At 40.8% G+C, this 18,422-nt stretch carries 17 protein-coding genes; 8 read left to right on the top strand and 9 right to left on the bottom strand.

The annotated features are described in order from the left end of the window. Positions 1 to 124: 124 nt before the first annotated feature. The 3 genes from P1X15_RS12935 to P1X15_RS12925 all read right to left on the bottom strand — a co-directional run bounded on the left by P1X15_RS12935 (position 125) and on the right by P1X15_RS12925 (position 1,761). Positions 125 to 421 (bottom strand): hypothetical protein, encoded by a 297-nt coding sequence (locus P1X15_RS12935; protein ID WP_277338539.1) that lies wholly within the window; start codon positions 419 to 421, stop codon positions 125 to 127. Between the two features lie 73 nt (positions 422 to 494). Then, a complete protein-coding gene (locus P1X15_RS12930) occupies positions 495 to 1,235 on the bottom strand; it encodes a hypothetical protein (RefSeq protein ID WP_277338538.1) in 741 nt (246 codons plus the stop codon). A gap of 106 nt (positions 1,236 to 1,341) precedes the next feature. After that, positions 1,342 to 1,761, bottom strand: a complete 420-nt coding sequence (locus tag P1X15_RS12925; RefSeq protein ID WP_277338537.1) for a hypothetical protein — start codon at positions 1,759 to 1,761, stop codon at positions 1,342 to 1,344. Positions 1,762 to 1,872: 111 nt separating this feature from the next. Between P1X15_RS12925 and P1X15_RS12920 the strand changes: the two genes are divergently transcribed. Further along, entirely contained in the window at positions 1,873 to 2,289 is a 417-nt protein-coding gene (locus tag P1X15_RS12920) for an alpha/beta hydrolase (protein ID WP_277338536.1), read from the top strand. Next, positions 2,286 to 2,513: a hypothetical protein gene (locus P1X15_RS12915; RefSeq protein ID WP_277338535.1), complete on the top strand. Its 228-nt coding sequence runs from the start codon at positions 2,286 to 2,288 to the stop codon at positions 2,511 to 2,513. The genes P1X15_RS12920 and P1X15_RS12915 overlap by 4 nt, the downstream gene beginning before the upstream one ends. Before the next feature lie 13 nt (positions 2,514 to 2,526). Here P1X15_RS12915 and P1X15_RS12910 read toward each other — a convergent pair whose 3' ends face one another. The 4 genes from P1X15_RS12910 to P1X15_RS12895 form a co-directional block, all read right to left on the bottom strand. Then, complete coding sequence (locus P1X15_RS12910; protein ID WP_277338534.1) at positions 2,527 to 3,492, bottom strand: M48 family metallopeptidase; 966 nt, start codon at positions 3,490 to 3,492, stop codon at positions 2,527 to 2,529. Then, positions 3,489 to 4,790 carry a CHASE2 domain-containing protein gene (locus P1X15_RS12905; protein ID WP_277338533.1) on the bottom strand — a complete coding sequence of 434 codons (1,302 nt, stop codon included), beginning with the start codon at positions 4,788 to 4,790 and terminating at the stop codon, positions 3,489 to 3,491. Before P1X15_RS12905 ends, P1X15_RS12910 begins: the two co-directional genes overlap by 4 nt. Before the next feature lies 1 nt (position 4,791). Further along, positions 4,792 to 7,671: a tetratricopeptide repeat protein gene (locus P1X15_RS12900; protein ID WP_277338532.1), complete on the bottom strand. Its 2,880-nt coding sequence runs from the start codon at positions 7,669 to 7,671 to the stop codon at positions 4,792 to 4,794. Positions 7,672 to 7,989: 318 nt separating this feature from the next. Then, positions 7,990 to 9,942, bottom strand: a complete 1,953-nt coding sequence (locus P1X15_RS12895) for a caspase family protein (RefSeq protein WP_277338531.1) — start codon at positions 9,940 to 9,942, stop codon at positions 7,990 to 7,992. Positions 9,943 to 10,216: 274 nt separating this feature from the next. Here P1X15_RS12895 and P1X15_RS12890 point away from each other — a divergent pair, with 274 nt between their 5' ends. Then, a complete protein-coding gene (locus P1X15_RS12890) occupies positions 10,217 to 10,771 on the top strand; it encodes a GNAT family N-acetyltransferase (RefSeq protein WP_277338530.1) in 555 nt (184 codons plus the stop codon). Here P1X15_RS12890 and P1X15_RS12885 read toward each other — a convergent pair. Both P1X15_RS12885 and P1X15_RS12880 read right to left on the bottom strand, forming a co-directional pair. Next, complete coding sequence (locus tag P1X15_RS12885; RefSeq protein ID WP_277338529.1) at positions 10,768 to 11,688, bottom strand: sugar phosphate isomerase/epimerase; 921 nt, start codon at positions 11,686 to 11,688, stop codon at positions 10,768 to 10,770. The two genes, P1X15_RS12890 and P1X15_RS12885, sit on opposite strands and share 4 nt — an antisense overlap. A gap of 40 nt (positions 11,689 to 11,728) precedes the next feature. Next, positions 11,729 to 11,989: a helix-turn-helix domain-containing protein gene (locus tag P1X15_RS12880; RefSeq protein WP_277338528.1), complete on the bottom strand. Its 261-nt coding sequence runs from the start codon at positions 11,987 to 11,989 to the stop codon at positions 11,729 to 11,731. A gap of 744 nt (positions 11,990 to 12,733) precedes the next feature. On the opposite strand from P1X15_RS12880, the gene P1X15_RS12875 reads away from it, so the two are divergent. The 5 genes from P1X15_RS12875 to P1X15_RS12855 all read left to right on the top strand — a co-directional run bounded on the left by P1X15_RS12875 (position 12,734) and on the right by P1X15_RS12855 (position 18,256). Beyond that, the gene (locus P1X15_RS12875; protein WP_277338527.1) at positions 12,734 to 13,321 is read left to right on the top strand and encodes a Crp/Fnr family transcriptional regulator; all 588 of its coding nucleotides are present in this window, start codon (positions 12,734 to 12,736) and stop codon (positions 13,319 to 13,321) included. Positions 13,322 to 13,489: 168 nt separating this feature from the next. Beyond that, entirely contained in the window at positions 13,490 to 14,476 is a 987-nt protein-coding gene (locus P1X15_RS12870) for a hypothetical protein (protein ID WP_277338526.1), read from the top strand. 83 nt (positions 14,477 to 14,559) lie between these two features. Beyond that, positions 14,560 to 15,069: a hypothetical protein gene (locus P1X15_RS12865; RefSeq protein ID WP_277338525.1), complete on the top strand. Its 510-nt coding sequence runs from the start codon at positions 14,560 to 14,562 to the stop codon at positions 15,067 to 15,069. Then, positions 15,069 to 15,926 carry a DUF4249 domain-containing protein gene (locus P1X15_RS12860; RefSeq protein ID WP_277338524.1) on the top strand — a complete coding sequence of 286 codons (858 nt, stop codon included), beginning with the start codon at positions 15,069 to 15,071 and terminating at the stop codon, positions 15,924 to 15,926. Before P1X15_RS12865 ends, P1X15_RS12860 begins: the two co-directional genes overlap by 1 nt. Beyond that, positions 15,923 to 18,256 (top strand): TonB-dependent siderophore receptor, encoded by a 2,334-nt coding sequence (locus P1X15_RS12855; protein ID WP_277338523.1) that lies wholly within the window; start codon positions 15,923 to 15,925, stop codon positions 18,254 to 18,256. The genes P1X15_RS12860 and P1X15_RS12855 overlap by 4 nt, the downstream gene beginning before the upstream one ends. Positions 18,257 to 18,422 lie beyond the last annotated feature (166 nt).

Below are 18,422 nucleotides of genomic sequence, written 5' to 3'. Positions count from 1 at the left end.
GCCAACAGGTATTCAAAAAGTCAGATAAATACAGTAATTTGGCTTGCATGGAACCGCGTGTGTAATTGGATTGATTTGGTCATCAACTCTTTAACATTCGTTGGTTCCTATTTATGCCCACCCCTCATTTATAATTTCGCAAAAAATTTTCGTCAACTCCCGTATCAATCGAATATTTCTTGATTTGATTGCCTTCCAACAAACGCGCTTTACTCAACTTCCCTTCTTCCATTAGTTGTTTATAGCTCAAAGAAAAACCTTCTAACTGAGGCTGCGATACATTTTCGTGCGTTGTGGAAGGCTGCGGTGCTGCGGGCAGGTTAGTAGCCGTTTCTTGCGTTTGGGTTGTACATTTTACCATTATCAAAACCAGCATTAGCAGGGTTATTTCATCAATAGCTTTACTTTTTATAAGGTGCATAATCCTGTTTACAAAAGATTTTCGATCAAAAGACATAACAATTTTAAATTTAGAGTTCATCACAACAGACCGATTAGGAGCGTTTTTTAAGTTCAAAGAGTTTTGATATAATCTCTCGCTCCCCTTTTATATCCGGAACAGCCTCTTGAAGTTGATAAATCCGCAGTATACCCGTATCTTGGTCGTACTCCCACACCACAAATTCCTGTTTTTTGGGATTTGAAAGCTGCATCACGTTAGCTATTTTGGCTGGTTCGGAGAGACAATCGCCAGCGTAGCAAAGCTCAAAGGTTTCATACTCACCCAAACCCTCTATTTTTCCATTGGCATGAAGAATGACTCGTTGCTTTTCTTTGCCTTTCAAATCATATTGTCCCGCAATTTGGGAACGAAGTTGATACTCAAAACCCTCAAAAACAGACGTTTTCACAAAACGTGCGGCTTCTTTAGTCCCCGTAAATTCCTGTTCTAAGGCCTCGAAAGTAGTATCTGATAAAATCACCAATCTCAAATCTTCCAAACGTCCGTGGTTTTGATAAGCTTGATGAACGTAGCAAGTATCACGCCTAATCGTATAAGCGAGTGAATACTCTTCTACCCCATTACGAATAAGCACGCTATCAGGGCGCTCAAAAACCAACTCTGTCGCATAAAATGGAATCACCGCCAAAAGGCTATCAGAGGAACGCCGTAGGTACGATTCGTTGACAAATGTACCCTTCAATTCTATTTTTTTGGATTCTTCATCGACCCAGCAAGCCTTTAGTCCTATCGCGACTAAGAGCGAAGCCAAGGTATACTTTATGTTTTTCATAGCTGTATGTAAAATGATAGCACAAAGATGCACCCCTTTAGCCATCATTTAAGACAAATGATTTCTAAAGCGTCGAAAATCAACAATGAACCGAAAAGAGATGTACTTAAACCGTTTGGTCGGGTTTTCTCATTTTAGAAGCTTCATAAAAACCATTGGCAAAAACCAATACCAAAATAATAGGCATCAGAATAGCCCCTGTTTTGAAGCCTGCCCCTGTCATGGCATAGGAGCCAGAAGAAAATTTAAGAACGGTATTGACCAAAATCCCCACTGCCACTAACGTAAGCAAGCCAGTAGCAAGCAACGCCGTTTGCTTGGCGAGCCTTTTCACAAATAAAGTCACCCCTACACACACTGCCGTCGTGAGGGCTACCGTAGCCAATGCTTTAGGAAAGGTTCGAATCATATCGTATTTGAAAAACAAAATCCCCAGCCTTCCAATGAAATTGGGATGCGCTAAAAGCCAAGCATCCACCACGACCAAAAGAACCAAAAGAACATAAAAAGGAAGATTGTTTTTCATCAGATTTAACTTGACCACTAAGGGTATTTTTTGAGGATTTGTTCAAATAAAACGCCAGGATTATGTTCCTTTGCTTTGTCTTTTATTAGGGCTACAAATATAATTTATTTTATGCAACAACATCATCTCGAAGTAAAACGCACGGCGCGCTATTACACGCTTGGTTCGCTTAGTGAAGCTACCAAGCAAGTTTGGTTTGTACTTCATGGATATGGGCAATTAGCGCAGTTTTTCATCAAAAAATTTGAGGCAATTGGCCAAGAAAATACTTTTGTGGTAGCCCCCGAAGCACTGTCTCGGTTTTATTTAGAAGGTGTAAGTGGGCGCGTTGGCGCCACTTGGATGACCAAAGAAGAACGCCCCCAAGAAATAAATGACTATGTATTTTATCTCAATCACCTATATGACTCCGTGCTGACGGGCTACGATACCAGCCAACTTCAAATCAATATTTTGGGGTTTTCGCAAGGAATGCGACCGCTCTGCGATGGCTCAATGATGGGCACATTCGCTGCGACAGATTCGTGATTTGGGCGGGCTTTTTTGGTAATGGCGTTGCTGATGTCATTGACCCAAACAAGCTTTCTTCGATTCCTACTACGCTTGTGTATGGTACTCAAGATGAGTTTCTAAACAAGATTGATTTGCATCAATACGTAACAGATATTCAATATGCGATTCCTCACTTAAAAGTAATTACTTTTGAAGGAAAGCATACCGTCGATAAAAACACTCTCTTACAACTTGTATAATCAACAAATACTATCACATATTTAAGTACTTTTTGGCATCGTCGAGCTGACCGTGGCGAGCCAAAAACAACGCATAACTTTGCCGAAAAAGTTGGTTTTTAGGTTCAAGCTCTAGCGCGTTCAAAAATTGCCGATTAGCTTCGGGATAAAAATAATTTTCTTCGTATAAACCCGCTTTCAAAAAGGCATTCATCGCCTTATTGAATTTCAAATCGGTTTGAAGTGCAGTGAGTTTTTCTTCAAATTTCTTTAAATCATCATTTTTGAGACGTTTGAAAGCGTACCTGATGCTCTGAGAAGTATTTTGGGGTGCTACACTCCAATAGTACAGTCGGTCGCTTTCAAGCAGTGCTTTGTCCATGCTCACTTGGAGAGAAGTATCAGGGATTTCTTTTACAAAAACGGGGTCGGCATTGGCGTTCCAATCATCATAAATAGCAAAAGTATAAGAAGTAGTATGAGGCTTAGACTTCCACATAAAAGTTATGGTTTCATTTTCAAGATTAGATTCAAATTGGGGCGAAACCATAAGTGGCGCTGTCAATCCTGGCCCACGGTTGACTAAGCCTTTTTTGCGCATATACCCCTCGGCGTATTCGTCGATTGATTTTTCGGCATGATTGATATGCTGCATCAAAAAACCTAAATATTGTTTTACCATCGAAGGCGACTTGATTTGTGGTTGGTCGATAAGCTGTTGCAAACGCCACACTCCGGCTTTGTTGAGCAAATAGCCCGAGCCGTCTTTTCCCGTCACGATGATTTGTGCTCCTTTGCCAATTTTGATTTTATCGGCAGGGTTGATCGCTACGTGCTTGGTTTTGTTTTCTAACTTTTGCCATTTGACCTGACCCGTCGGTTGGTGCCAGAAGTCACCTTCTATCCACGCTATTTCGTACTCAATTAGAGGTGCTGGGAAAAACGACACGAGCGTCAGCACTAGACATAGGCTAGTTCCCCAAAGAAATAAAGTTTTCATTTTTGTATTTTTAGGTGTTTTTTAAACATATAAATAAATAACTGACGCATGGTCTTTTTTGCCACTTTGGTATCAGAATCAAAATATGTCACAAACCCAGTTTGGCGATGAAGCCACTGCGCAAAAGTATTGTAGAAATACAGCACATCGACCGTAAGAGCTATCGGAACAATGAGCTTGAGGGTATCGATTTTGATTTGCCATTTATAAAAAATCCATAATCCTACCCCAAACGACAACGCCCCCAACATCAATTGTACTAGCTTGAATATGAGGTGAAACCAAAGATTGTGTTTGACAAATTCATAAATAAAAAATATCATCAAAGCCAGACACACTAAAAAAGAAGCAATACTCAATACCCAGCCTTCAGCATAGCGCACATAATCTTCCCGCAAAATCATCTCAATGATATTGGCATGAATTACTAAGCCGTTCATATCGGGCTGAAGGGCATTGAGATTAAAAGGAGAATAATGCTTATCTTCTGCCACCGTCGAATCTCCCAAAAGTCCAATCAGCACAATTTTCCCTTTGAGTTCGTCGAGTTCGGGATTTCCCTCATAAAATTCTTCTGGTTGTAGTTTATGATAATCGATTTCTTGGTGTTGATACACAATCACTTCTGGTGCGTGTACGTTGGTGTATTTGCGATGTTTAATAAATTTTTGATAGCTCTTTTCATCAAATTTCTTGACGATTTGGGTCGAAAACGATTCGAGCGGAGGTTTGTATTTAGGACCAGAGCCTGTTTTGTTTTTAGGAAAAAATTGTGGCAAAAAGAGCCGCACCGTACTGTTGGCTTCGAGTGTTACGAAATTGGCAAAACCTTCTACCCCAAAGAGATAGGGAGTATCGGTGCTTTCGGGCTTTTCTTGGATTTCACCAAGTTGATTGGTCAATAAGTAGGAGCCTAATACCAGCTTATCAGAGACGGATTTTAAGGCCGCTGCCAAGCGGGGATTGGGTTGGTTGATGTTTTCACTAAAAACTACATCAATCCCAATCACTTTGGGGTCAAATCGGTTGATGTTTTCGATAAGCTGGGCGATGCCCGTGCGGTCGAGGGTATCGATATTGACCAAATAAATCACCGAATCGGCTTGGGTGGGCTTGCTGGTGAGTTTGCCTTTGGTAATATCTACAAATACATTCTCGTACTCTTTCTTGATACGGTCAATACCTGCATGAACGGGGTCAAAAAAGTTGACATGAGCCACCAAAAGCGAAGGCATACTATAAAGCAGAAATACCAAAACAGTAGCGATAAAGGCATCGCGTAGTAGGCTTTTATTCATGTCAATTTTTCTTGTATTTGTCGAGCAAAGTCTTGAATTCGGGCAATGCACGAAGTGGGTCTAAGGCGGCATTACGGTCTATACTGTCAAAATTGTTGTAGCCTTTTTGAAAGGCTTTTTCTAACCATTGAAGCGCATCAGGGAGAAGGTTTTGTTTGGCTTTGATGCCAGCCATGTAGTAGTAAGCGCGGGTGTAGTTAGGATTGAGTTCAATTACTTTTTGATAGGCAGCCTCCGCCTCCGTCCAGCGTGTAAGCCCTTCCAAAAGATTTCCATAGTTGTTGTACAAGTTGGCGTCATTAGGGATTATCTCTAAGGCTTTTTTGTAGGCAGACTCAGCTTCGGCTAGTCTATTTTGACGAGCCAGCAAATTGCCATAGTTGCTATACACCAGCCCATTGGAGGCACTCAGTTCAAGCGACTGCTTATAAGCGTTTTCAGCTTCTTCAAACCGCCCCAGCACGGCGAGCAAAATCCCATAGCTATTGTACACAAAGGGGTCTTTAGGATTGAGTTCAATGGCACGTTTGTAGGCAATTTCGGCCTCATCGCGGCGATTGCGAGCCGCCAGCAGCATACCGTAGCTTTTATAAACTTCGGCATCGTCAGTTTTGAGCAAAATAGCCTTTTGATAAGCCGCTTCCGCCTCTACAAAACGATTCTGATTTTTGAGCAATATCGCATAGCTTTTCTGAACATTGGCATCGTTGGGATTGAGTTCTATAGATTTACGATAAGCTGTTTCAGCTTCTTTTTGTCGGCTTTGACGATACAGCAAATTGCCATAATTTCCATAAACAAGGGCATTATTAGGGGACAATTCGATGTATTTTTTGTAAGCAGTTTCGGCTTCTTGCAAGCGATTTTGAGCGGCTAGTAGTACCCCATAACTATTATAAACAACGGCATTGTTGGGATTCAGTTCGATGGATTTTTTGTAAGCTGTTTCTGCCTCAGCTTGTCGATTTTGGGTAGTAAGCAATACTCCGTAGTTAAAATAAACTTGGGCATCTTTAGGATTAAGTTCAATCGCTTTCTGAAACATATTTTCAGCTTCGCCAAATCGGCTCTGAACAGTCAGTACAATTCCATAGTTGTTATATACTTGGGCGTCATTGGGTTGAAGGATAAGTGCCTTTTTGTAGGCGGTTTCTGCTTCGCTGTAGCGTTGTTGGGCATTGAGCAAAATTCCGTAATTATTGTACACTTCAGGGTCATCGGCTTTGAGTTGAATAGCCTTGAGATAGGCTTTTTCGCTTTCACTAACGCGGTTGAGTCGAGCCAGTAGGTTTCCATAATTTTTGTAAGCAAAGGCATCGTCAGGTTTGAGCTCAATGGCTTTTTTGTAGGCAGCTTCAGCCTCCACAAACTGGTCTTCATGGCTCAGCACCATACCATAATTTAGGTGCAAAAAGCTCCAATGTGGAGCATATTTAAGCCCAGTTTCAAAAGCTGCTTTGGCTTCTTTATAAGCCTGTTTGAGATACAGAAGACGCCCTAAATCATTGTAAGCAGGTGAAAACGAACTATCTGCTAGCACCGCTTGCTGATAATAGTGTAGAGCTTCAGCTGGATTGGTAGCCTCAGCCATAACACCTTTATAATAAAAAACTTGGGCGCTTAAATTAGGGTATAAGAAATGAGACTTGCCTAAAATCTGAGAGGCTTTTTCGAGATAACGGATATTTTTGGGATAAGATTTGGTTAAATCTTTGTTTTCTAAATATCCTCCAAAAAACTGAGAAGAAGCCTCTAAAAGAGCGGCGGTAAACTCGCGTTTGATAAAAGGATGCATCTTCTCAATCGAAGGCGCGGCTGTGAGTTTATCAAAAAGCTCTTCGGCCGAATTGGTGGTATCAATGAGGGCTTTGTGAGTAAGAGCTTGCTGAAAATCAAGGTACCATTTTTGTAAAGTGCTATCAGCCACTTCGATGATATTCTCGGCAAAGCCACGCCCTTGTACAGCAGCAAAAAGCGGAAGAGGCTTATTGTCTTTAACGGCAAGCAGCGTCAGGGTATCAATTTGGGCTAAAGCTACCGATTTATCTGCGGCCATGAGGATGGGGTTTTGGCGACTAGGGGCGGCTTCGGAAGTGACACGGTCTTCGAGGTAGCGTTCCAACTCGCGAAGCGTCACTTTTTTATCATTGTCGGCATCGGCCATGCCCTGTAGTCCCCGAATTAGATGATAACTAAACAATCCACGTCCTCCTCCCCATTGATTGCCTTCAAGCGATACTTCGTTGGCTTGGCAAGCCATAAATTTCACTTCGTTGGCTACCTGTTTGGTGAGTTGTTGGCCAGTAAGTTGCACGCCGCCTATTTCGCTACCTGCCAATTTTCCCGCTCGACAAGCATCCAAAAACATCACTACTTGCGCTTGATTTTTGGTAGAAAGTGTTGCGATATAATCTTGCAAAAAAAGTACTGCAAAGGCTGTGGAGTTGTAATTGCTACTGAAAGAATCGTAGGTAAGTAAAAAACCGCGTTGGGCGATGGTTTTAGATTCTTGATCTCCGTGTCCAGAAAAATAAATAAAAACGCGGTCGTTGGGTTTTACAAAGTCCAGAAGATTGCCAAGAGCACGGTCTAGTTGGCCGAAGGTAGCTTTTTCGTTCAATAAAAGCTGGATGTTGGACTGAGGCACCGCTCCACCAGCAGGAGAAAGTAAATAGTTGTAAAAAGCCAATGCGTCGTCATCAGCAAATCGTAAAGAATCAATATGCTGATATTTGGAAACACCCACAATCAAAGCCCACGTTTGACCCATATTTTGGGGAGCGACATTGCCTACTTTTGGCCCTCGTGCTTCTTGGGTATAAGCTCTATAGTGATGCGCTAGGAATACAAAAGAAAATAAACAAAAAAGAAAGTATTTCATAACGAACTTAAGTCGTACGGGTCTTTAAAAAGCTTTTTCATCAATGTATAGCCCCTACGGGGCAGTTTTGTATCTATTCAATCACCATTTTTTTGCTACCGATATAAAGCCCCTACGGGGCAGTTTTGTGTATGCAATTACCATTTTTTGCTACCGATATAAAGCCCCTACGGGGCAGTTTCGTATCTATTCAATCACCATTTTTTTGCTACCGATATAAAGCCCCTACGGGGCAGTTTTGTGTATGCAATTACCATTTTTTGCTACCGATCTGTAGCCCCTATGAGATATTTCTAAATTAGTGTTTATTGTCTGTTTTTATTTAGTAATGGATGAATTAAGAGGAGTAATGGTATAAACATATTCGAAGGTAGAACCAATATTGTTACTAACTCCACGGGTATGATAATTCTTCATAATAAACACCAACGGATTTTCTTGACCTCTTGTGCTGGAAGTCAATGTTCCCTGAGTTTCAATAGCGGGCAAGAGATTGATAGGTTGAGGTGTGGCAAAAACTTTCATCATCTCGGTTCCATAAGGGGGCCAAAAACCATAAATAGGACGATTTTTAAGAAATACAGTTTCCCCAGCCGCAATTTTATACGAATTGGGATCATTGTGGTCTTCTAGCCCTGGCGCTACTGGCACAATCCGATGATCAGGCTGAATCGCTACGATATTGTAGTACGCGGTACGTTTGCCTTTATTGACAAGTTTGATAACTACATTGTCTTTTTCCGAAAACCTTCTAGTGAGGGTATCAACGGGCGTATCAAAAACTTCTACGACGGCGTTGTTTTGGTCGATTTTAGCTCTTACCAACGACATTTCTACGACAATTTCGTCAGTACTCAATTTTACCGACTTCATAAACTTTACTTGGGCCGCCGAAAGCAGCGTTTTTTTGAGCAACTCTAATCCTTCTTTTACATCCATGTTGACTGGCTTACTACTTAAATAAGGCATCTCTCCCACAAACACTCCTACATTGGAGGTATTTGCAGTGTTTTTAAGTAAAACGTCTGGTGCTTCTGATGAAGGTACTATACTTAAAAAAGACCAACGAGACAGCGAATCAGAGAGTATTTTAGTGGACTCTGGTGATAGCCCTTTAAAATCGAAGGCTACTTTTAGGAGAGATTCAGAAAACGATTGTTGAGTCCGAAAAGCCCAATACTGCGGAGCCTTAAAATCGGCAGAAATGGGGTTTTTGAGAGATAATGAGGCCGTAAAATAATCGATAGCGGTGATTTCTCCTTCAAAAACAGGGCGCTCCTCTTTAATCGAAACCGTACCTGCTGGATAGATCGCAAATACATCCCCTTTGTTTATCCCTGCCACCAAGCCTGCACTGAGCTGAAGGGTACTGCTATTTAAGACTTTTTTGATTTCTACATAAGGCTCTTGTTTGACGAGTTGTCCACTAAAAAAAAGATAGTCTGCATCCCCTTCCAAAATAGGACTTTGGCGAGGGGCAATCACCGCCATTTCAGAACGAATACGGGCAAAAACTTGGCGATAGGTATCATTGGGGCGAAGCTGAGAGAGGGCATTGCTGATACTAAACGACAAAGAACCGACAGGTTTGCCATTGGCAGTAGTTTCAAAATTATTTTCGTTGGAACTTGCCCCCGCAAATACCACAAACTTTGCCAATTCTTCATCGCCTGCTCCTCGTGAAGCCACGGGGCTGTCTATCAAGCTTTGAGAAGGATTGGCGGGCGGAATCGTAGGCGAATAATTAGATTTAACTAAGGGAGGAAATCCGCCACGAGCGGTGCCATTGCCGCGTGTTCCGGCGCCTGAATGACATGAATCCAAAAACAACAGCAAGTGACCTTTGGAACCTAATTTGTGACGTAGCAAAGCAATTTGCTTACCCAATACATCATCACGAATATAGTGATTGGTGTTCAACTCCTCGGGTTTATAAGCCGCGCCGAGTGGCACAAGTGCTTCGTCTAATTGGTCGGGTTCGTCGCCGTTATCATCTTGTAGCTGTACGCCATGTCCAGAATAATGAACAACCACAATATCCCCGCTTTGCACACTTTCGATAAGAGCTTGTAGCGCCTTCAATACTTCTTCAGCATTGGCATCTTGTATCACTGATGTATACTGAGGCAAAAATCCTTGCTGTTGGAGTGCAGTTTGGATAAGCGGTACGTCGTTGAGAGAGGCTAATTTGGGCCAGCCCGTGGTAGCAGGGTCATAGTTGCCTATGGCAATAATGAGTGCACGCTTGGTAGGCTGTGCAATACCCGTCATAAATTGAAGGAGAAATGCCCATAAATACACACACCGGAGCAACAACATGAGCAAAAAGCAAGAATAATCTTTGAATAACGTGAGTAATTACTGCCGAATTTATACAATTCTAGCTATCTTTCAAATAGCTACAAAAATCTTCTCATAAAAATCATAAAACATACTTAAGCTAGATTGGCTTTTGTAAGAGTAAACCATTGCTTACCACAAGATGAGACATTACTTTTGTGATGTTAAACTTCAGAAATAAATCCTCTTTGGGAGGAATCACACAATGGCTCTTTTATTCACTACCGCAACTACCGATGCCGAATTGCATCAAATCCTAGCACTTCAGCAACAAAATCTCTATAAAAACACCCCCCAAGAGTACCAAAAAGACCAAGGTTTTACGACGGTAGAACATACTTTTGAGGTATTGAAAACCATGAATGATGCCTTGCCGCAAGTCATCGCCAAAGACGGAGACGAAGTAGTAGGGTATGCTTTAGTGATGCCACGTACGTTTGGAGCACTTGTGCCAGAGCTTACACCCATGTTTGATATTGTGGGAGAGTTGTTATGGAAAAATATCCCGATTCATCAACAGCGGTTTTATGTAATGGGACAGATATGCGTGGCTCAATCACACCGTGGGCAAGGCATTTTTGATGGATTGTATGCCCAGCATCGTCAGCAATTTTCGACGGATTTTGATTTGTGTGTTACCGAAATCGCCGTAAGAAATACCCGCTCAGCGCGGGCGCATGAGCGGGTAGGATTCCAGCAAATTCATACTTATCAAGACCATACCGACCTTTGGAATGTAGTGGTATGGGATTGGCGTTAGGCTTTCATCGCCTCCTGAAGCATCGCTATGCTTTTACGAACACCCGACTCTGGCGCTTCTTTGCCTTCAAATTCTAGCGCGATATAGCCTTTGTAATTGGCTTGACGTAAGATGTTGATGATGCGTTTGTAGTCCAAATCAAGCGTGTACCATTCGCCACCTCCGTAGTAGGTTTTGGCTTGTACAAAATTGGCCACAGGGGCTACTTTTTCGAGTTTGGTATAAGGATCTTCCAAAAAATTGCCAGTATCGAGTAGCACGCCCAACCAAGGCGAATCGATGGCTTTGCGAATCCGCAAAAGTCCCTCAGGTGTGGAAGTGAGGCCCCAGTGATTTTCGAGGGCAAGCATGACCCCACATTCGGCGGCTTTGGAGAGGCATTTTTCGATACTATCAATGCACCATTTGAAGCCATCGTCTTCGGTATAACCGGGCAAAATCGGTTCTACACCGCGTTTGGCCATGAGTTCGTCAAAAGATTTGATAGTATTCCAGCGACCCGAATTGAGGCGAATACTTGGGATACCAAGTTTATAGGCAAGTTCGATACAGTGCAGGGTATGGTCGATGTTTTTTTGTCGCTCGGCCGCATCAGGCGATACAAAACTTTGGTGGATCGAAAGGCATATCAAATCGACACCATTCACAAAAGCATGGCGTTTGAGTTTTTGTAAATAAGCATTGTCTTCATTGTCCATTTGGCGATGCAAGATGTCGACCCCCTCAATCCCAAGACGCGCCGCCTCATCTATTACATTTTCGATAGGCACTTTGGGCGTTTTGAAATGCCAATACGAATACGTAGACAATCCTAGTTTAAAAGGTGAAGCTACAGGCGGCGTAGCAATCAACGAAGATGGAGCCAAAGTGGTTGCGCCTAAAGCGGTAGTTTGTTGGAAAAAGTCGCGACGATTCATAGAGATAAGATTAATGAAGTATGATATCTCTCTAAGTCTTTTATCTAAAATGACTACTGTTTTCTACCGTATTTTTATTCTTTATGAATAATAATTGAGAAGGATTTACTTCCAGCAATCGAGCGATTTGAATCAATCTTTCTACTGATAGTTGCGTTTTTCCTGATTCTATTTTACTGTAGGCTTTTTGAGAAATCCCCAAACAATAAGCCATATATTCCTGACTCATTTTTTTGTTTTTTCTCAATTCTTGGATGTGTATGCGGATGTATTCGGTGGTTAAAACAGGGTCCTTTTTCATGCTGTAAGGTCTTTTTGTTATGCTGTACAAAGGTCGATATATTAACCCAAAATATCAATATACCACTTTTCCACAACGGCTGAAATGACGATTTTTGACCGTGAAATCAACCTATTTATCCGTGAAATCAACATAACACTTCCTGAAATAAGGGTTTCGCTTGCTTTTTCGCAAGGCAATTATGTTTATTTTGGTATGTTTTTTAAAAAAACTTTACATACAATAAACATACTTATAAGTTGACTATCAGAGCCTTACACCACATTAACGATTATTTTATTTTTTAAGAGTTATTAGGAAATTATCACGAGTTATTGATATTCACAAGTGGTACGAATTTTTGTCACCAAAATTCCTTATAAAAAATAAGAAAAAGCAAAAACAACCCTAATCCAACTCAAAAATTAAAACAAAAAAATCATAACCAATATATTAGTAAAACAAGCGTTATTATAGAAAACGATACTAGGAATGAAGCGTTATCATATTTTAATTACTAAATATAGAAGCAAGTTTAAAGGGAAATTTGATAAAAGTATTGAATTATACGTTGGTTATTGGAACTTCAAATTAGACTTAAAAAAAAACCAAACCGCTGATAATCAACACACAAATAAGCTTAACAACTATATAGTATATTAATTAAAAATTTCTTCTGAATTAGAACTAAAAGGTATAGGGTCTAGTTTTAGAATGTGTTTATTTTGTGGCAAGAGTGCACAGCCCATTTAATCAAAAGCCACAATGTGTAGAATAGACTTTTCTCAATTTATAGCATCTTTTGGGGTATTGTCAAGTTGCGAAGTAAATGCCGTCTTAGCTGCATTTGACGTAAAAATCTATGAAAAGAATACACTTCTACTTTCGATTGGTGATATTAGTACCCAACTTATCTTTGTTGAATATGGCTTAGTACAGGAGTTTTCAACACTTGCTCAAGAAGACACAATGATTACACGTTGGTTTATCAGCGAAGGGAATTTTCACCATGTAGTGCATAGCTTTTTAGACCATTTACCTTCTGCGTCAGGAATAGAAGTACTTGAAAAAGCCAAAATATGGAGCATTAAAAAACAAGACCTTGAAGCCCTCTATGACTCCTATCCTTCTTTACATATTCTTAGTAAACTTATGATGGAAAGGGTTTTAAAGAAATATGAAAGTTATATAGCTGTGTTAAGAAAGCCCGCAGAAGAACGTTTAGAATGGTTTTATAGGAATCAACCTCAATTAGCTAACCGAATACCCCAAAAATACGTAGCTTCTTATCTTAATATTACCCCTACTCATCTGAGCCGTATCAGGCGTAAACTTACCTCTCAATCAAAATAAATGTAGTAACACTTATCAACATTTATTGAATTATTTCTTGATAAATGTCGATTTTTTTCCTCAACTCCTCCCTTTATGTTTACAAACGAATAAGCCCCCCAACAATCTTGGCGGACAGCGGAGGGCTTATGAGTCTAATCATTTCACTAATTAAACCAGTACAAAGGTATGAATTTTTCTCCAAAATTATTAAGCGTTGGTATTATTGCTATGGCATTTACCTTACTTTTATCTTGTGAACCACAATCTGACGTAACTCCTAATCCCGGTTCAAGTAAAGAGTCCATATTACTAGGAAAAATCAATATAGAGATAAAGGACGGACGATTAGTTTTTGCAAATCAGGAAGATCTAAATGCTGCCGTAGTTGTTGTTGACGATGCTATTCGTAAACCTAATAGTAGCGCATCTGCTCTAAAACAACTGGCAAGGATTGCCTCTTTTACATCTGCCCAAACAGAAATGAAAACTCTAGAAACAGCATTAGAAAATGCTTCTAATCAAAAAGATGTAGATTTGTTGCTTAAGAAAAAGGAAACTATGGTGGTAATAGAAGACCCATCATTAGGATACTTAGTCAATAAAGAGGGGTATATTCAAGTAAGGGACCAAGTTTATCGCATGACTCCAAAAAACAAGGTATTACAAGTCCATGAGAGCAATGCTTCACTACTCAAAGATACGCAGGCAAGTAGCCCTTTGGTAAAACTACACGAGGTTAAAATTGAAGCAAAAATGAAGACCCAGCTACTTGAACCTAATCTAAAGAACGCCAGAGTTGAAGAAAACATCGACCAGTTTGAACCGAACCATCGGATGGTATGGGGATATAAACAAGAAAACTATGGTTTTTACAGTACTGCGGTAGTACTTACCCAATGTGAGTATAAGCAAACCTATTTATTTAGACCCACCGAGTGGAAAATTTCCTATGATGCAAATGTTTCCTTCAACCTTTCTTATGCTCGTATTTACTATTGGATTTCAGGAAGTGAATCTTGGATTGAACACAACAATATATCAGAAAGCGGTACGGGGAGCGTATTTTTCAGAATGGGGTATGCGGCAGGAATAGGTGCCGTGACTCAAGTAGCCGAATGCCACGCATCTCATAGCTTAACATGGTCCGGTTACCACCGAAATTATAGTTATTAACGTTTTTTAAACGAGAGGCTATTTCTGACCGCCACAGCATAGCTTCTCGTTTTTATTTTTATTAATCCATCAATACAATACCCATGAAAACTACTTCAAAAATTTTGTTTTTCGTATTAGGAAGTTTGTTGGTACAGGCCCAAGAAAACACTCATCGTCGTTTTTGGATAGGGGTCAATGCCTTCCCGAGCTTTGCAAAAACCGCCGAATATCCTTTGAGCCCACGAGTAGGTTATTGGGTCAATAAGAAGCTGCTATTAGGAGTAGAAGGGCGATTTGATCTTAACCGCACATCATCGTTGACCTCCTCAGCAATGGGCGTTTTTGGACGTTATTATGTAGGAAATGGAAAAGTGACGTTTTTTCCACATCTAAGCCTCAACCACGAAACTTTCAAGAAACGCGATGCGGGGCTTTCGATGAGTGGCCTAGTGACCCACCCAGGAGTTGGGGTTCGTTTTGGGCGTTTGAACAAGCGTTTTGGAGTAGAGTTACTGCTCGAAAAACCCCTCGCTCTGCAATCAAAAGTAGCCGACTTTGGCAATCTACAAAATCAATTCCGCTTTACGATAGGCCTTAGTTTTTCGTTTTGATGAAAAAAAAACTGTTCTATTACGGTTTACTGCTCGGCAGCTTTTTGCTAAGCTGCCAAAGCCCGATTTTGGTGGATACTATCGACTTACCCGATGCTTCCCCACAAGTAATGGTCTATTCGATGATTACACCTGCCGATAGCATCGAAGTACATCTCAAATGGGCAAATCCGATTCAAGCACAAATTCCTCTCACCCAAACGGGTATTGCTAACGCACGCGTAGTGATGTATCATGGACAAGATAGCTTGGTAGTACCTCCACTAAAGCAAGCGGGTCGCTACCGAGTTTCACAGACTACTTTCAAAATCAGAGCGGGGGAGGAATATCGCCTAGTAGTCAAAGTACAGGGGCAACCTACCATACGTGCCACCTGTCGAGTGCCTTCTAAGGCGGCCGTTTTTTCCAAAATTTCGGTTAAGCAAATTACTTATGAGGGGGAATGGCAAGTCACCAAGGAATGGCAAGATGTAGCCAATTCCAACGAAATCATCGGCTATGCGGTAGCAGAAACTGTTGTACCTATAGAAGTTCCTATTGCCCGTAGTCAATTATACGACCCACGTTCTATTAAACATACCAATTCTCTGTATTTTGATGATACTATTATCTTTTCACATCGTGAATATAAATATACAAGTGTGACACCTTGGCGCTTCACTCTCATCATTTTAGATAAAAATGCCCACGAGTTTTTGCGTATGAGTTGGATTATGAAAGATGCTCAATCGTATGGAGAAGATGATTACTTATTCGCCTTTAGAGGTTTGATTCCTCCTTTCACCAATATTGAAAATGGCTTGGGAGTATTTGGAGCTTATCTCACAACTAAAAGTTCCAACGTGTATTTACGATGAAAAAAAAATGGCAATATACTTGGCTGCTGTGTGTATGTTCGTTGTGGGGGTACACTCAGGGGATTCCAATCACGATTTTTGTATCCGATAGTATTACTCAACAAGCTCTGCCTAAAGTTGGAGTAGCTATCAATACGCCTAAACCTACGCATTTTACCAATGAAAAAGGGCAATTGATTATCACTACAAAACCTGGAAACCAACGCATTAGGATTACTCATGCCGATTATATTCCTTGGACTGGAACTTATACAATGTGGTTTGACACAGTACTTACGGTCAAACTTGTCTCCAAAGCTCCTATTTTAGATGAAGTAATCATAAGAGCCGATTTGCAAGAAAAACTGAATAACCCAGGGACTGGTTTACAACAAATAACGCATAACCAATTAGAAAAAGTACCTGCATTATTGGGTGAAAAAGATATAGTCAAAGCGTTACAACTCACTCCAGGGGTAAAAGCCCAAACCGAGGGTAGTTCAGCGATGTATGTTCGAGGAGGCAGTGCTGATCAAAACTTATTTTTACTCAACGGCACTCCGCTTTATTATACGAGTCATCTGTTTGGGTTGCTTACTCCCTACAATCCTGATATATTGGCAAAAGCCTCACTTTATAAGGGTGATTTCCCTGCATGGTATGGAGGACGGCTTTCGTCAGTCCTTGATGTAAGCACTCGCTCAGCTCACATGCAAACCCCTGAAAGAGAAGCAAGTATAGGCTTACTTTCAGCACGAGCCTTGATAGGTCAACCTATCATCAAGAACAAACTATCGTTATTAATGGCAGGAAGACGTAGTTTTTTGGATGCTTTGCTGCTACCCAATCCTGAATCTCCCACGCCTCGATTTGGGTTTTATGATGTTGATTCCAAACTTTCATTTCATCCCAATAGTACTCATCATTTTGATGCTTTTTTGCACATTGACCAAGATTTTTGGAAATACCATCAAAACTTGACAGGAATGACTTCTCGCACTGATTTTCAGTGGCAAAATCGTCTTGGAGGACTCAGTTGGAACTATCACATGGATGCCAATACTTCCCTACAAGCCGAAGCAAGTGTTTCGGTCTATCGAATGCGGGTAAATTCTGAGAAAAAAGGAGCAGATTTTACCCAAATCAGAGATTTCCGAACAGGTCTAACAGATTACTCATTAAAAATGACAGTTCAGCACCAAACCTCATCTATCTACCATCAGTTTGGAATTCATTATACACTTCAAAAATTCAATCCAGGCACCTTGGTGTACCAACTTGATTCTACCAAAGGCTTCTCCAATAGACCTTTAGCGACCACTTTTCTGTTATCGGTTTTTGACCAAGGTACGTTGACATTAACACCCCACCTTAAATTAAATGCTGGCTTACGGCTGAGTTTATTCAAAAATGCAGATCATACCTATTTCTCCCCCGAACCTCGTCTGTCATTACATCAGCAGTTTTCATCTTCCTCTTCGATGAAATTGAGTTTTAGTCGAATGCAGCAACCCCTTCATCTATTAAGTAATCCAAGTATTGGTGTGCCCCTTGACCTTTGGCTACCCGCTACTAACGGTATTGCCCCTGCCATTGCAAATCAAGTATCACTAGGTTATTTCAAACAAATCAACATCCCCAAAAATCCATTGACAATAAGCCTTGAAACGTATTATAAAGACTTACGCCATGTAGTCTCCTACCAAGACGGGCATAGTTCTACAGATATTATTCAGTTTGGACAATATACTAACCCCTCCGTCACTGATTTTCTGACCGTAGGAAAGGGGCGCGCCTATGGGTTAGAAGTATTTATAGAGAAAAAAGGAAAACGGTTTTCGGGCTGGATGGGTTATACATTGGCTTGGACACAACAAAAATTTTCCGATCTAAATCAGAATCGCTGGTTTTATCCTACTTATGACCGTCGCCACGACATTTCTATTTCATTGTCCTACCAACTGACCCCAAAATGGAGAGTAAATACAAACTGGGTATATGGTACAGGGCAGCCCGTAACACTACCTGTACTTTATTATGATGTACCTAATTTCAATTTTACTAGTCCTTCTCTTCCGAATTCAACTCAGTTAATGTTTACTCAAGGTGAACGTAATGCCTATAGAATGTTACCCTATCACCGACTAGATTTGTCGCTACAACGCACCAAAACACATCGTTGGGGACAAAGTACTTTTGAAATAGGGATTTATAATGTTTACAACCGTCGCAATCCTTTCTTTTACCAATTGAGTTCATCGGGCGGAAAACCTACATTACAGTCAGTAGCTCTCTTTCCACTTTTGCCTTCGTTTTCGTATTCACTGAAATGGGGCAAGTTTAAAAAGTAGTAGAAATGAGCGAAGAGAATTCATAAAGTTGTCTCACACTTATTATTGATACAAAAAATAGCAACACGAGGGCGCATTTCAAAACTTGTATCGAGTCAAAATTATCCGTACCTGCCTGCGATACTTAGGAGCTTGTTAACCCGCTAAAAATCAAGCCATCTTTCAG

It is taken from the genome of Runella sp. MFBS21, assembly GCF_029433105.1.
Lineage (GTDB): Bacteria > Bacteroidota > Bacteroidia > Cytophagales > Spirosomataceae > Runella.
Note: the sequence above shows the minus strand (reverse complement) of the source record. Positions and strands in the feature narration are given on the sequence as shown.